General features: G+C 74.9%; 8 protein-coding genes. 3 read left to right on the top strand and 5 right to left on the bottom strand.

Going from position 1 to position 15526, the window contains the following annotated elements; genetic code table 11:
• Positions 1-124 precede the first annotated feature (124 nt).
• The 4 genes from ACFYW1_RS20140 to ACFYW1_RS20125 all read right to left on the bottom strand — a co-directional run bounded on the left by ACFYW1_RS20140 (position 125) and on the right by ACFYW1_RS20125 (position 4824).
• Positions 125-1972 carry a protein kinase gene (locus ACFYW1_RS20140; RefSeq protein ID WP_388994494.1) on the bottom strand — a complete coding sequence of 616 codons (1848 nt, stop codon included), beginning with the start codon at positions 1970-1972 and terminating at the stop codon, positions 125-127.
• A gap of 88 nt (positions 1973-2060) precedes the next feature.
• Entirely contained in the window at positions 2061-3083 is a 1023-nt protein-coding gene (locus ACFYW1_RS20135; protein WP_388994490.1) for a serine/threonine-protein kinase, read from the bottom strand.
• A 78-nt stretch (positions 3084-3161) separates the two neighbouring features.
• Complete coding sequence (locus ACFYW1_RS20130) at positions 3162-3941, bottom strand: ABC transporter ATP-binding protein (protein WP_388994487.1); 780 nt, start codon at positions 3939-3941, stop codon at positions 3162-3164.
• Positions 3934-4824, bottom strand: a complete 891-nt coding sequence (locus ACFYW1_RS20125) for an ABC transporter permease (protein ID WP_388994588.1) — start codon at positions 4822-4824, stop codon at positions 3934-3936. Before ACFYW1_RS20125 ends, ACFYW1_RS20130 begins: the two co-directional genes overlap by 8 nt.
• A 181-nt stretch (positions 4825-5005) precedes the next feature.
• Between ACFYW1_RS20125 and ACFYW1_RS20120 the strand changes: the two genes are divergently transcribed.
• Positions 5006-5611 (top strand): TetR/AcrR family transcriptional regulator, encoded by a 606-nt coding sequence (locus ACFYW1_RS20120; RefSeq protein WP_388994484.1) that lies wholly within the window; start codon positions 5006-5008, stop codon positions 5609-5611.
• A 162-nt stretch (positions 5612-5773) separates the two neighbouring features.
• Here ACFYW1_RS20120 and ACFYW1_RS20115 read toward each other — a convergent pair whose 3' ends face one another.
• Complete coding sequence (locus ACFYW1_RS20115) at positions 5774-9319, bottom strand: CDP-glycerol glycerophosphotransferase family protein (protein WP_388994481.1); 3546 nt, start codon at positions 9317-9319, stop codon at positions 5774-5776.
• Positions 9320-9429: 110 nt separating this feature from the next.
• Here ACFYW1_RS20115 and ACFYW1_RS20110 point away from each other — a divergent pair, with 110 nt between their 5' ends.
• Positions 9430-11682: a CDP-glycerol glycerophosphotransferase family protein gene (locus tag ACFYW1_RS20110; protein ID WP_388994478.1), complete on the top strand. Its 2253-nt coding sequence runs from the start codon at positions 9430-9432 to the stop codon at positions 11680-11682.
• A gap of 164 nt (positions 11683-11846) precedes the next feature.
• Positions 11847-15404, top strand: a complete 3558-nt coding sequence (locus ACFYW1_RS20105) for a CDP-glycerol glycerophosphotransferase family protein (RefSeq protein WP_388994585.1) — start codon at positions 11847-11849, stop codon at positions 15402-15404.
• The last annotated feature ends 122 nt before the right edge of the window (positions 15405-15526 follow it).

Raw genomic sequence — 15526 nt, 5'->3', positions numbered from 1 at the left:
GGTGAGAGGCGGTCGCCGGGCCGGTCGGTCCGGCGACCGCCGCCGTCTTTTCCGGACGGCGGCGGACGGAGCCGCTGCGGGGCGCTTCCGCCGCCGTCCGGCGGGAACGCCCCGGAAACGACCCTCAGTCGATCTTCCAGAGGGTCAGCGTGCCCTCGTAGGTGGGGGTCTCCTTGTCCGCGTTGAACACCACGTTGGAGATCTTCCACTGGGCGAGGTTGCCCTCGGAGGTCACGCTGCACATCACGTCGCCCGCCACGATGGTCTTCTCCTTGTTCAGCGTCTCGCTGGAGACCGAACTGGGGAGGGGGTTCTGCTTGGCGGCGGTGTGGCACGCCTCGGGGGTTTCGCCGTTCGCCTTGCCCAGCGCCCGGTTGAACTCCAGCGTGTCGTACGAGGCGTTGAGTTCGCGGTCCTCCGAGTCGACCCCCCTGTTGGGGTCCACGATCGGGACGTCCATGTCGACGTAGGTGTTGTCCAGGCCCGACGGGGTGCGCAGGGTCAGCGGCTTGTCCTTGAAGATCTCTTTGTACGAGGCGGGCGGGGGGTTCTTCGACCCGGTGCCGGCCGGCTCGCCGGTGGAGCCGCCGGAGGAGTCGTCCGTGGTGGAGCCGCCGCCCGTGCCGGTCTTCCGGGGGCCCGGCGCGCTGCTGCCGGTGTCGCTCTTCTTCTCGTCGTCCGCGTCCTTGCCGAGCACCCAGAGCGTGCCGCCGATGCCGGTGGCGAACGCGACCACCACGGCGGCGATCAGCAGGACCGGCCGCTTGCGGCGGGGCGCGGCGGAGCCGGTCTCCGGCGGCTGCGGGGCCGGCTGATGCGCCGGGAACGGTCCGTTGCCGGGGCCCTGGGCGGGCGGCACCGCACCGGGGGGCTGCGTGAGCGGCGTCGTGCCGGGCCACGCGCCGCCCGCGCCCTGTCCCGTGCCCGGCGCGTACGACGGCGCGGAGGCGGCGGGCGGCACGGTGCCGGTGGCGTAGGGATTGGGCTCGGTGCCGGCGGTGGCGTAGGGGTTGGGGCCGGTCTGCGGCGCGTTCGGCGGGTACGCGGGCGGGGCCGCAGGGTCCGTCGGCTGCGGGGGCCGCTGCGCGGCCTGCTCGTGGTGGGCGATCCGGGCGGCGACCGGCGCGGGCAGCCAGTCGCCGGCCTCCCGCAGCGGCCGGCCCGCGGCCTGCTCGCACAGGGACGCCAGTTCGGCGGGGGTGATGCGGGTGCCCGGGTCGGCGGTCAGACAGCGTTCGAGCAGCGGGCGCAGCTCGGCCGGGTACTCGTCCAGCCGGGGCGGGCGGCTGGCGGTGTTGGCGATCTGGGTGGCCACGGTGAGGGCTCCGCCCGCCCCGTACGGGTGCCGTCCGGTCGCCGCGACGGCCGCGATCAGCCCCAGCGAGAACACGTCCGTGGCCGGCCCGACCTGCTCGCCGAGCGCGTGCTCCGGCGACATGTACTGCGGCGTCCCGATGACCCCGCTGCCGGTGAGCTGGGTGGCGTCGGTGGCACGGGCGATCCCGAAGTCGATGACGTACGGACCCGTCGCGCCGAGCAGGATGTTGCCGGGCTTCAGGTCCCGGTGGACGACCCCGGCGGCGTGGATGGCGCCCAGCGCCTGCGCGGTGCAGCCGACGAGCCGGAAGACCGCGGGCAGCGGCAGCGGGCCGTGGGACTCCAGGACCGTCTGGAGCGCGAGACCGGGGACGAACGCCGAGGCCAGCCAGGGGAGCGGGCCGGAGGTGTCGTGGTCGACGACCGGCACCAGGTGGTAGCCCTGCACGCGCCGGGCGGCCTGCACCTCCTGGTCGAACCGGCGGCGGAATTCCGGATCGTCGCCGAACTCGCGGCGGATCAGCTTCAGCGCGACGGCCTGGCCGCCCCGGGTGTGCGAGAGGTAGACGGTGCCCATGCCGCCCTCGCCGATCCGGGCGATCAGCCGGTACCCGGAGATCTCGCGCGGATCCTGGGGGCCGAGAGATGTGAGCACGTCACCGGTGCCGGTACTGATGGGAGCCTCCCCCGCTCATCACTGGAAGTGTGCCGGATGAGACTACGACACCTTCCGGCCCGTCAAGTCAGCTGCCCGGGAACGGGTTCCGGCGGACCCGGCGCTTCCATTCGGCGGCCAGCGGATCGCGCACGGTCGGCACGTACGTGGGCGTGTACGCGGCGGAGCGGGGCCGGGTCGCCGCCTCGATCCGGGCCACGGCCGAGGCCACCGGGTCCGGCAGCCAGCCGGTGAAGTCCCGCAGCCCCCGCACGTCGTCGGCGCCGAGCGCCCGCCGGCACAGTTCGGCGACCTCCGGGGCCGAGGGGCGGTCCTCGGGCCGGGCCGCGAGGCAGAGCCGGAGCAGCCGGCGCAGCGGTTCGGGGTGGTGGTCCAGCGCCGGGGGCTCGCGGTCGGTCTCCGCGATGCGGGCGGCCACCGCGAGACCGTGGCCCCGTCCGTACGGGTGCTCCCCGGTGGCGGCCTCGGCGGCCAGCAGCCCGAGCGCGAACACGTCGGACGCGGACGTCAGGGGCCTGCCCAGCGCGTGCTCGGGCGACATGTTCTTCGGGGTTCCGACCAGCCGGCCCACCGTGGTGAGGGTGCGCAGGTCCGACGTGCGCGCGATGCCGAAGTCGAGCAGCCAGGGGCCGCTCGCGGCGAGCAGCAGATTGCCGGGCTTGACGTCGCGGTGGATGACCCCGGCGGAGTGGACCGAGGCCAGCGCACCGGCCAGACAGCCGGCCAGCCGGAGCACGGTGGCCGTCGGCAGCGGCCCGTACCGGTCGACGACGGTGTCCAGCGGCAGGCCGGGGACGTAATGGGTGGCGAGCCAGGGCGTCTCCCCCTCGGCGTCGTGATCGACGACCGGCACCAGGTGGTAGCCGGAGACCCGGCGGGCGGTGGCCACCTCGCGGGCGAACCGCACCCGGAACGCCGCGTCCCGCGCGTACTCCCGGCGGACCGCCTTCAGCGCGACGGGCTGGCCGCCCCGGGTGTGCGAGAGGTAGACGGTGCCCATCCCGCCCTCGCCCACCCGGGCCCGCAGTACGTAACCGGAGATCTCGCGCGGATCGTCCGCCCGCAGCGGCCCCGGCACTCCGTCCTGCATGTGTCCCCCTGTTCGGACTCCTGTGCTCGAACCCCCTGGTGAGCCCCGGGAGTTTAGCTCGTACCGAGGGGGCGCGGCCTACTTCTTTCCGGAGGTGAACCGCTCGTAGGCGGCCACGACCTCCTGCGCGGGGCCGTCCATCCGGAGCGTGCCCGCCTCCAGCCAGATCGCCCGGTCGCAGGTCTCGGTGATCGACTTGTTGCTGTGGCTGACCAGGAAGACCGTGCCGGCCTCCTTGCGCAGCTCCTTGATCCGTTCCTTGCTGCGCCGCTGGAACCTGGCGTCGCCGGTGGACAGCGCCTCGTCGATCAGCAGGACGTCGTGGCTCCTGGCGGCGGCGATCGAGAAGCGCAGCCGGGCGCCCATGCCGGAGGAGTACGTCCTCATCGGCAGGGAGATGAAGTCGCCCTTGTCGTCGATGCCGGAGAAATCGACGATGTCCTGGTAGCGCTCGCGGATCTGAGCCCGCGTCATGCCCATCGCGAGACCGCCGAGCACCACGTTGCGCTCCCCGGTCAGATCGCCCATCAGCGCCGCGTTCACCCCGAGCAGCGAGGGCTGGCCGTGGGTGTGGACCCGGCCCCTCGTCGCGGGCAGCAGACCGGCGATGGCCTTGAGCAGGGTGGACTTCCCCGAGCCGTTGGAGCCGATCAGGCCGATGGCCTCGCCCTTGTACGCCGCGAAGCTCACCCCCTTCACCGCGTGCACCTCGCGCACCCCGGGGGGCCTGCGGCGCGAGACGATCCGGCTGAGCGCCGAGGTGGCGCTGCCCTTCCCGGTGCGGGCGCCGTTGACCCGGTACGTGATGTGGACGTCGTCCACGACGACGGTCGGCACCCGCTCGTCGGTGTCAGCCACGGCCGTACCTCTCCTCCGCCTGCCAGAACCACACGAATCCGCCCACGCCGCACACCAACGCCCAGCCCGCGGCGATCGCCCACACGTGCGGCGGCAGGTGGGACGTGCCGAAGCTGTCGATGAGGGCGAAGCGCATCAGGTCGATGAAGACGGCGGCCGGATTGCACTCCAGCATCACCTTCACGAAGTGCGGCACCCGGTCGCCCGCGAGCATCGTGTCCACGCTCCACATGACGCCCGAGGCGTACATCCAGGTGCGCAGGACGAACGGCATCAGCTGGGCGATGTCCGGGGTCCGGGCGGTCAGCCGCGCCACCGCCATGGAGACGCCGGTGTTGAACACGGCCTGGAGGAAGAGCGCCGGTACCGCCAGCAGCCAGGACGGCTTCGGGAACTGTCCGAAGCCGATCAGGATCAGCACCAGCGCCCCCAGCGAGAACAGCAGCTGCTGGAGCTGCTGGAGGGCCAGTGCGATCGGCAGCGAGGCGCGCGGGAAGTGCAGGGCCCGCACCAGGCCGATGTTGCCGCTGATCGCCCGGGTGCCCGCGGTGATCGAGCTGCTGGTGAAGGTCCAGATGAAGACGCCGGTGACGAGGAACGGTACGAAGTCCTCGACGTCGCGCCTGGTGTCCAGCAGGACGCCGAAGATGAAGTAGTAGACCGTCGCGTTCAGCAGCGGGGTCATGATCTGCCAGATCTGGCCGAGCTTTGCCCGGCTGTACTGGGCGGTCAGCTTGGCGGTGGCGAACGCCGTGATGAAGTGCCGCCGCCCCCACAGCTGCCGGACGTACGTGCCCAGCGGGGGCCGGGCCCCGCTCGTGGTCAGCCCGTGCCGGGCGGCCAGCGCGGCGAGCTCGCCCGGTGCGTACACCGGTGGGGACATCGGGCCGGCCGAGGGGCCGGCGGGGGCGGGTGGGGCTGCTGTCTGGCTCACCGCGATCGCTTTCGACGGGGGCGGGAAACGCGAAGAACGACGGAACGGAACCGTATCGTCGCAACGCCGAGGTTAGGACGTGCGTACGTCGCAACGCAACCGTTCCGTCGTCACGGACTATGCTTCGGCCATGACCACCGACCCCGGAACCCGCCGCCGCGCCCCCGCGGGGGCCGCCGTGCTGCGCGAGGACGTCACCGACGCGATCCGCAACGCCGTCTTCGAGGAACTGGCCGCGGTGGGCTTCGCCCGGATGTCGATGGAGGGCATCGCCCGGCGCGCGGGGGTCGGCAAGACCGCCGTGTACCGCCGCTGGAAGTCCAAGCTGGCCCTGGTCCTCGACCTGGTCTCCGCCGTCGCCGTCCAGGGCATGCCGGCCCCGGCCACCGGTTCGCTGCACGGGGACGTCCGCGCCGTGCTCGAACTCGCCGCCTACGCCCTGCGCCACCCGGTCGCCTCGCAGGTCATCCCGGACCTGCTGGTCGAGGCGGCCCGCAACCCGGAGATCTCCGACACGATCAAGGCCGCCCTGCTCGACCCGCAGCAGGGCATCGCCGCCGTGGTCGTACGGGACGCGGTGGCCCGCGGCGAACTGCCCGAGGACAGCGACCCGGACCGGGCGCTGGACCTGATCGTCGGCCCGCTCTACTGGCGGCTGGCCGTCGTGCGCGCCCCGCTGCCCGAGGGATACCTCGACGACCTGGCGATGGCCGCCGTCGCCGCGCTCAAGAGCTGACGGGGCCTTCGGCGGGCCGCTCGGCGGGGTGCGCGGCGGGCGTCCGGCAAGGCGTTCCGGCGGCCCCGGCCCAGTGCCCCGGGCCCCGCTCGTCGAGAAGCGTGCGGTCCGGCAGGGCGTGCCGCCGTCCCGGGGCCGGGCCCCGGTTCCGGCCCCCGGGTCTCAGCCCTCGGCCAGCAGCCGGTCCGCGACCCGGCCCGCCGCCCCGCCGTCGTCCAGGTCGCAGAAGTCCCGGCGGAAACTCTCGTACGCCGCCGCGTGCCGGGACGCCGACGCGGTCAGGTTGCCCGTGTCGCGCAGGAGCGCGGCGATCCGGTCCGTGTCGGCGAGCAGCGGCCCCGGCGCCCGGCCCTCGAAGTCCAGACAGAAACCGCGCACCGTGTCGCGGTAATGGGCCAGGTCGTGGGTGTGGAAGACCATCGGGCGGCCGGTGTGGGCGAAGTCGAACATCAGGCCCGCGTAGTCCGTGACCAGCACGTCGGCGATCAGCAGCAGCTCCGCGGCGTCCGGATGCCCCGACACGTCGCGCAGCCCCGGCCGCTCCGGCACGCTCCCGGTCACCCGCGGATGGCGGCGCACCAGCACCGTGTGGCCGCCGTCGGCCGCGCGGGCCAGCACGGCCGGATCGAGCGCCGGGGCCCAGCGGTAACGGGGCCGCTCGCCGTCGGCCGACGGATGGACCAGCTGGTCGCGGTAGGTCGGCGCGTACAGCACCACCCGGCGGCCGTCCGGGATGCCCAGCCGGCGCCGCACCCGCTCCGCGGTCTTGCCGCGGTCGGCCGAGAAGAGCAGGTCGTTGGCGGGGGAGCCGGCCTCCAGCACCTCGCCGTCGTAGCCGAGCGCGCGGCGCAGCAGCGGGGTGGAGTGGCTGCTGGGGGAGACCAGGACGGACCACTGGGCCGACCGGCGGGGCAGCGTGGCGAGTTCGTGGTGGTCGGCGTACAGGGTGCCCAGCAGGTCCGCGCCGAACCGGCCGAGCGGGGCGCCGTGCCAGGTCTGCACGACGGTCTGGCCGGGCCGCCGCTCGAACCACTCGGGCAGCTGGTCGTCGGTGACGATCCGGCGGGACCGGGCCAGCGCCTCGTACCAGGCGGCGCTGTGCTCGACGACGGGGAGGGCGGTGGACGGGACGTGACCGTGGAGCCCGTCGGTGACCCAGAGGTGCTCCGCCTCCACGCCCCGGCGCAGGAGTTCGGCGTGCACGGCGCGCGGGGAGTCGCCGCCCAGGTAGAGGACCGCGTCCCGCAGCGGCATCGCGCGCCGCGCCGGGTAGTACGTGCCGCGCAGTCCGGCCCGGCGGTACGCGCCGCGTTCGGCGGGCGCGAGCACCGAACCGGCCCACACGGCCAGCCGGTCGCCGAACCGGCGGTCCAGGGCGAATTCCCGGTCGGGCACCGGAGCCGAGGCGAACCGGCCCGTGCGGGGGAGCGGCAGCCGGCCGGCGAGCGCGGTCAGCACCCGGACCGGGCGGCCGCCCAGATACGCGTCCCAGTGGCCCTCGTGCAGCCCGGCGGTCACCGACGGCGCGAGGAACGCGGTGAACCGCCGCCCCCCGTACGCCTCCTCGTGCTCCTCCCGGCACGCGCCCTCCTCCGCGCCCTTCGGCGCCCCGGCGCACCGCACGTCGTGCGTGACCGGGACCGTCACCGTCTCGCGCAGCGTCTCGTGCCGCAGCAGCAGGTGGGCCGGGGCCCGGTCCGGCCAGGTCTCCGCCCCCGCGCCGGTCACCCCCTCCATCCGCAGCGCGCCCTCGGCCGTCCACGCCGCCCCGTCCACGAACGGCTGCCCGCTCAGGTCCAGCACCAGTTCGCCCGCCGCGTCCGCCACGACCGGCGGCGCCGTCTCCGGGGCCGCCGCGAGGGGCACCCGCGAACCGTCGGCCAGCACCAGCCGCGCCCGCCACCGCCCGCCGGGCTCCGCCTCGACCTCGCGCGGCGCCCGGTGCGGGGCCGACGGGGCGGCCGCCATCCCCGCGAGGTCGGCGAGCGGGATCCGTACCGTGAAACGGCCGTCCGCCCGGCACTCGACGGGATGGCCGAACTCCTGGTCCGCCACCCCCTCGCAGAACAGCACCAGGGCCTTCGGCAGAACGTTTCCGTACAGCCTGCCGGTCAGCTCCAGCGCCTTGCCGAAACGCCGCGCCTCGCACCGGGCGGGCAACTGGGCCAGGGTCAGCAGCAGCCGCCCGTCCCGGTAGTCGAGCACCGCCCGCCGCCCCTCGCCCAGGTCGTGGACGAGCGGCTGGGCGGCCCCCGGCTCCGCGGCGCGCACGGCCACCCGGCGGGCCGTGCCGTGCGCGGCCACCATCACCCCCACCAGCCAGCCGCCGGGCCGCAGCCGGCGCGGGTCGAGCGTCATCTCGAAACCGGCGTGGTCGTAACCGTGCAGCCGCTGACCGGAGTCGACGGTCGCCTCCGGCGCGGGCACCCCGCGCAGCGGCACCGTCCGCAGCTGCTGGCCGCGGGTGGCGCGCACCATGCCCACCCGCAGCGACTGCCGCGCGGACGGGGCCGGCAGATTGCGGATGTACGCGTAGCCGCGCAGCCGCAGCCGCCCGTCCTCGCCCCACCGCGCCCGGGTCAGCCGGGCCACGGCCGGCAGGTCGGCGCGGGCGGGGCGGGCGGTGTCCGGGAGGCCCGGGAAACCGGCCTGCCGCCGCCCCGGCACCCCGGTGACCATGAACGTCCCGGCGCCGTTGGACCGTTCGAAGGCGAGCACCTCCAGCAGTTCCGGCAGGCGGCGCTCCTTCACGAGCTGCCACTTGAGCCGCAGCTCCACCGGCAGCTCGTGCGCCACGGCCCGGTCCGCGCGGCCCGCCCCGTCCATCCGCTCCATCCTGTCCAGGAACGCTCCCGCGTCCCGCATGAACGCCTTCCGGTACGCGGGCCCGCCCCTCGTGAGCCCCTCCAGGAAGTACACGAAGTCGTCGCGCAGACAGGAGAGGTCGTAACGGCGCCGCGCCCCGGCGTTCGCCACCCCGCCCCGGCCTGCGAGGAACGCGCTGACCTGCTCGCACGCCGCGATCCGGTCCCGCATGCCCCGTACGTCGGTGCGCAGCCGGGCGATCGAGTCCTCCCGCACCCGTCGGTAGTAGACGTGCTCGTGCAGGACGTCCACGGCACCGGCCAGGTAGTGCGCCGGGATCATCACCGGACCGTCCCCGTGGAGCCTTCCCTCCGGGAAGGCGAAGGCGTGCCGGTCCCAGAAGGAGCGCCGGAACACCTTGTTCCAGGCGGCCCGGTCGGCGAGCAGCCGCGGATCGCGGCCGATGTGGGTACGGGGCCGGCTGCCGGTCAGCCAGCGGTACTGCCGGGCCTGCCGCCGCCCCTGCTCGTCCAGCCGCCACACGTTGCCGGTCGCGAAGTCGGAGCCGGTGGACTCCAGCGAGGCCAGCATCCTCCGATAGGCGTCGTGCACGACGACGTCGTCGCCGTCCACGAACGCCAGGTACGGCACGCCCGGGGTGGTGTGCCGCACGCCCGTGTTGCGGGCCGCGCCCGGCCCCGAGCCGGGGCCGCGGACGCAGCGGAAGCGGCGGTCGCGGGCGGCGAACGCCTCGGCGACGGCCGCGCTGCCGTCCGTCGAGCCGTCGTCCACGAGGACCACCTCGATGTCGGTGACCGACTGCTCGGCCACCGAGCGCAGGCAGTCCTCCAGACGGTCCTCGACGTTGTGGACCGGGACGACGACACTGAGGCGCGGCTTCATGCACGGACAACAGGGGCGGACGCCCCGGGTCACCGAGACTGCCCCGAACGGGTGAACACGGGATTTGACTCGGAGCCCCCGAGGTGACGGCGCGATTACGCTCGGCTGCCATGCTTCTCAGTGTTGTCGTGCCCGTCCACCGCGTTCAGGGCTACCTCAGGGCGACCCTGGATTCCGTCCTCGACCAGCTCCCCGGCGAACCGGAGCTGCTCGTCGTCGACGACGGGTCCCGGGACGGCAGCGCCGACATCGCCGCCGAGTTCGCGCGGCGCGATCCGCGCGTCAGAGTGATCACCCTTCCGGAGCACCGCGGCGCGGGACCGGCGCGCAACGCCGGGGCCGCCGCGGCGTGCGGCCGGTATCTGCTCTTCCTCGACGGCGACGGCCTGCTGCTGCCGGGCGCCCTGGAGGCGGTCGCGGGCCGGCTGGCCACGGGCGAGCCGGACGTGCTGCTCCTGGGCCACGACCGAGTCGACTGGTGGGGCGAGGTGTCGGCGCCGGTGCCCGCCCCGGCGGTTCCGGAACCGGTCGTTCCCGCCCCGGTCCCCGAACCGGCTCCCGCCGTCCTCGTACCGGAGCCGGTCCCGGCCGTCCTCGTGCCGATCCCGGACCCCGCACCGGCCGTCCTCGTACCGGCCCCGGTCGTCATGCCCCCGGTCGCCGTGCCGCCGGTGGGCGCGTCCGACGACGGGGCCGTACCGGCCCCGGCCCCCGTACCGGCCCCGGCGATCGAGGGGTTCTCCACCGCCGTACCCTGTCTCGTCCGCCGGGCCTTCTGGACCGGGCACGGCCTCCACTTCACCGACGGCCCCTACGCGGACGTCCTCCCCCTCCACCGGGCCGCCCTGCTGGCGGCCGACGCCGGCACGCTCGACTCCCTCGACCGGACCTGCGTCCGCCACCGCGTCCGCCGCTCCGGCACCCCCGCCACCACCCCGGGGCGCCACCACTTCGCGATCCTCGACGCGTACGCCCGGCTGCTCGCCGAGACCGGCGACGACCCGCGCGTCCGGGCGGCGCGCGCCCGCCACCTGCGCGCCGTCCTCGACGACCCCGGCCGGATCGCCCCCGAGGACCGGGCCGCCTTCCACCGCGCCGCCGCACTGCCCGGCAGCTACCCCGCCCACCGCGCCCGCCAGGTCGCCCGGGCCGCCCACGACCGCGCCCGGACCGCCCTGGGCCGCCGCAGGAAGGCGCTCGGGACCGGCTTCACCCGCGCCGTCTACCGCACCGACCTGCTCCGCCCCCTGGACCCGAACCTCGCGGTGTACGGGGCCTACTGGAACCGGGGCGTCGCCTGCAACCCGGCCGCGATCCACGCCAAGGCCCTCGAAATGGCCCCGCACGTCCAGGGCGTCTGGACCGTCTCCCCCCGGTACCTGGACCGGGTTCCGCCCGGCACCCCGCACGTCGTCGAGGGCTCCCTCGCCTACTGGCGGGTCATGGCCACCGCCACGTACCTGATCAACAACTCCGGCTTCCCCGGCGGCTTCACCAAACGCCCCGGCCAGCGCTACCTCCAGACCCACCACGGCACCCCGCTGAAGACCATGGGACTGGACCGGCGCGGCTACCCGGCCCACACCGACCGCGCCGGCCCCGAGCGGATCGTCGCCCACGCCGACCAGTGGGACTTCTCCCTCTCCGCCAACCCGCACACCACCGAGATCTGGGACCGGGTCTACCCGGCCGGGTACGAGCACCTGAACCTCGGCTACCCGCGCAACGACGTCTTCTTCACCGCCGGCCCGGAACGGACCGAGGAGATCCGGTGGGAGCTCGGCATCCCCCGGGGCCGGACCGTGCTCCTGTACGCGCCCACCCACCGCGACCACCCGGGGGGCCTCGTTCCCCACCCCGACCGCCGCAGGGGCCTCGTCCCCCACCTCGACCCGGAACGCGTGGCCCGCGCACTCGGCCCGCGCTACGTGGTGCTGGTCCGCGCGCACCACTTCCACGACCGCCCGGCCCGGCCGTCCGGCACCCGGGTGATCGACGTGACCGACCACCCGTCCGTCGAGGAACTCTGCCTGGCCTCCGACGCGTTGATCACCGACTACTCGTCGCTGATGTTCGACTACGCCTGCCTGGACCGCCCGATCGTCAGCCACGTCCCGGACTGGGACGTCTACCGGGCCTCCCGCGGCACCTACTTCGACCTGCTCTCGGGCCGCCCCGGCGACACCCCCGGCGCCGTCACCACCACCGAGGACGAACTGGTGGACCTCTTCAGGAGCGGCGAGTGGCGCTCGCCGCGCACGGACCGGCTGCGGACCGCTTTCCGGGAACGTTTCTGCCCGTACGACGACGGGCACGCGGCCGAACGCGTGGTGCGCCGGCTGTTCCTGAGCGACGAGGAGTAGGCCGCCCGCGGGGTACTCCGCACCCGGCCCGCCGGGCCCCGGGGCGGCAACCGCGCGGCGGCCGATCTCACCCGTTCGGGAGAGACCGCGACCGGTGACCCCCGGCGGCCCACGGGGTTGAGCCGTACGGACAGCCAGGCATCCGATGAACGGACGTGCTCACCATGTCGCCACGGCTCAGCGTCGTCGTACCCGTCCACAACGTGGAACTCCATCTGACGGACTGCCTGAAGTCCCTCGCGGAGCAGACCATGGCCGACCTGGAGGTGGTGATGGTCGACGACGGATCCACCGACGGCAGCGCGGACCTGGCCGCCGCCTTCGCCGGACGGGACGGCCGGTTCCGGCTGGTGGGCCAGGAGAATGGCGGGCCGGTGCACGCCCGCAACACCGGAGTCCGCCACTGCGACCCGGGCACCCGCCACCTCGCCTTCGCCGACGGCGGCGACGTGCTCCCGCCCCGCGCGTACGAACTCCTCGTCGGCGCCCTGGAGAGGACCGGCTCGGACCTCGCGACCGGCAACGTGCTGCGGCTGGGGGCCGACGGCCGGCTCCAGCAGTCGCCCGACCACCGCGGGCCCATGGCGACGACCCGGCTGCGCACCCACATCTCCCGGGACTGGGACCTGGCCGCGGACCGGCTCGCCTGCAACAAGGTCTTCCGCCGGTCCTTCTGGGACGAGCACGCCTTCGCCTTCCCGGTCGGCACCCTCCACGAGGACATCCCGGTCGTCCTGCCCGCCCACTTCCTGGCCCGCTCCGTCGACGTCATCGAGGACCCCGTCTGCCACCGGCGCGAACGGCCGGGCCCGGACACCACCCGGCGGGCCGCCGTCCGCGGCGTCCAGGACCGGGTCTCGCACCTGCTGGGGGTCTCCGCCTTCCTCGACGAGCACCGCGGCGGCGCCGACAAGCGGCGCTACGAGGCGCACGTGCTCGCCGACGACCTCTGGCACTTCATGGCGGCGCTGCCCCACGGCGACGAGGAGTACCGGCGCGCCTTCCTCACGTACGCCAACGAGTTCACCGACCAGGTCGACCCGGCCGTCCTGGACGGGCTGCCGCTGCGGCTGCGGCTGATGTGGCACCTCGCGCGCGAACGGCGCACCGGCGAACTGCTGGACCTGCTCGCCCTGGACCGGGCCGAACCGGGCGCGTTCGCGGTACGGGGCCTGCGCCGCCGCACCGCCTCCTACCCGGTCCTCACCGCGCCGGTGCCGCGCTCGGTGCTGCGGATCGGCGAACGGGACCTGCCGCTCACCGCCCGGCTGCGGACCGCCCACTGGCAGGACGGCCGGCTGCACCTCAAGGGGTACGCGTACGTCCGGAACCTGCCCGCCGGACCGCGCGGCGGCGAGCTCCGGGCCGGCTGGCTGCGCGCGGGGCGGCGCCGCGCGGTGCCGCTGCGGCTGCGCACGGTCGACGAGCCCGAGGCCACCGCCCGGTCCCGGCAGAGCCTGCACGACTACGACCGGTCCGGCTTCGAGACCGTCGTCGACCCGGCCGCGCTCCGCGTCGACGCGGCGGGCGGCCCCGAACGGCTCACCTGGCGGCTGGAGATCGGCATCGCCGGACACGGCGTGCTGCGCCGCTCCGCGCTCCCGGCCGACGAGGAGACCGCCCCGCCGCCCGTGCACCGCCCGGACGGCGACCACCGGATCGTGCCCGACCTCGACGACGGCGGGCTGGTGCTGCACGCCGAGCGGATCGACGCCCGCTTCGAGACGCACCGCGCGGGCGAGGGGGCCGCCACCGTGGTCATCGACGGAATGATCCGTGACCGGCTCGCCCGTGGGCCGTTGCGCCTCGCGCTCACCCACCGGCCCTCGGGCACCTCCTTCGACTGCCCGGTGACGGTGCACGAGGGGCCCGCGCCCTCGGTGGCGGGCTGGCGGCGGTTCACCGCCCACGTCCCGCTCGACGCCTTCGCCGCCGCCCGGCCGGACCCGGGGGAGCGGGAGGGCGAGGGGGAGCCGCACGCGCAACTGGCGTACGAACCGCGCCTGGTCGGCCCCGACGGGCGCCGGACACCGATCGACGTGCCGGGACCCGTGCCGCCGGGCCGCTACCCGCTGGCCGCGGAGGGAAACGGGCGCGCGGGCGCGGGCGGGCGGCGCGAGCTGGGTCTCACCGCGAGCTCCCGCGGCAATCTGCTGATCAGCGACCGCACCGTGCAGCCCGCCGTCGACCTGGTGACCTGGACCCGGGACGGCCGACTCCTGCTGGAGGGCACCTACCCGGCCCTCGCGGGGCGGCCCGTCGAGCTGGTCGCCCGGCACGGCGGGCACGGCGAGGAGGCCGTCTTCCCGCTGACCTTCTCCGGGGACGCCGGGGCCCGCCGCTTCAGGGCCGAACTCCGGCCGGACGCCGTCGACGGCCCCGGCGGGAAACTGCCCCTGGCCCAGGGCCGATGGCACCTCCTCCTGCGCGAACGGCACCCGGCGGGCGACGCGCGCACCGGCCGCGACACCCCGCTGCGCGTCCCGGCCGCCGCCCACCGCACCCTGCCCGCCGCCCGCACCCTCACGGGCCGGGAGTACCGCGTCGAGCGGCGGTGCCACGACCAGCTGCTGATCGACAGCGCCCCGGTGCTGACCGCCCGGGAACGCGGACCGCGCGGCAGACGGCTGCTGAGCGGGGCGTACCGGACCATGCGTACCGCCCCGCTGCGCGAAACCGTGCTGTACAGCAGTTTCGACGGCCGCCAGTACTCCGACTCGCCGCGCGCGATCCACGAGGAGATCGCCCGCCGGGGCGTCGGGGCGGAGCACCTCTGGGTGGTCCGCGACCAGCAGGCCCGCGTCCCCGCCGGTGCCGCGACCGTGGAACACGGCTCGACCGCCTGGCACGAGGCCCTGGCCCGCAGCCGGTACGTCGTCACCAACACCCAGCTGCCGCAGTGGTTCGAGCGGCGGAAGGGGCAGTACGTCGTCCAGACCTGGCACGGCTCCCCCCTCGCACGCTCCGGCCCGGACCTCGCGGACCCCGAACGGGCCGACCCCGTCCGCCTCGCCGCCATCGAGCGGCGCGCCCGGCAGTGGAGCCTCCTCGTCTCCCCGAACAGCTTCTCCACCCCCGTCCTGCGGCGCTCGTTCGGCTACCGGGGCGAGATCCTGGAGTGCGGCTCCCCGCGCAACGACCTGCTCCGCGCCGTCGACCGGACCAAGGTCGCCGCCGCGGTGCGCGAACGGCTCGGACTCCCCGCGGACAGACGGGTCGTGCTGTACGCGCCGGCCCGGCGCGACGACCACCACGCCCCGGACCTGCGGCTCGATCTGGCCGCCGTGGAACGCGAACTGGGCGCCGACACCGTCCTGCTGGTGCGCCGTCACCCGCTGGCCGACGGCCGCCTCCCGGGCGGCGGAAGCGGCTTCGTCCGGGACGTCTCGCGCCACGACGCCGGCGAGCTGATGCTGATCAGCGACGTCCTGGTCACCGACCACTCCTCGCTGATGTTCGACTTCGCCCCCACCGGCCGCCCGATCCTCTTCCACACCCACGACGCGGCGCACCACCGCGACATCTGGCGCGGCTTCCGCTTCGACTTCGAGGCCCGCGCCCCCGGCCCGCTCCTCGCCGGTTCCACCGAACTGATCGAGGCCCTGCGCGACCCGGTGCGGGCCACCGCGGGACACGCACGGGCGCACGAGGCGTTCCGCCGGGACTTCTGCGACCTCGACGACGGAAAAGCGGCGGCGAAAGTGGTCGACCGCATGCTGTGACGCCGAATTCCGCCCGACGGGCCCTGGGCCGTTCGAGTGATCGGCTCGTCCGGATGTCCGGGCGGAAAACGAAGCATTCAAGCAACGGCCCGTACAAGTGCAGTCATGGATGCGTCGCTCTG

The sequence above is a fragment of the Streptomyces sp. NPDC002669 genome (genome assembly GCF_042889165.1).
Classification (GTDB): Bacteria; Actinomycetota; Actinomycetes; order Streptomycetales; family Streptomycetaceae; genus Streptomyces.
The sequence above is the reverse complement of the archived record's forward strand: the minus strand, read 5'-3'. Positions and strand labels throughout refer to the sequence as shown.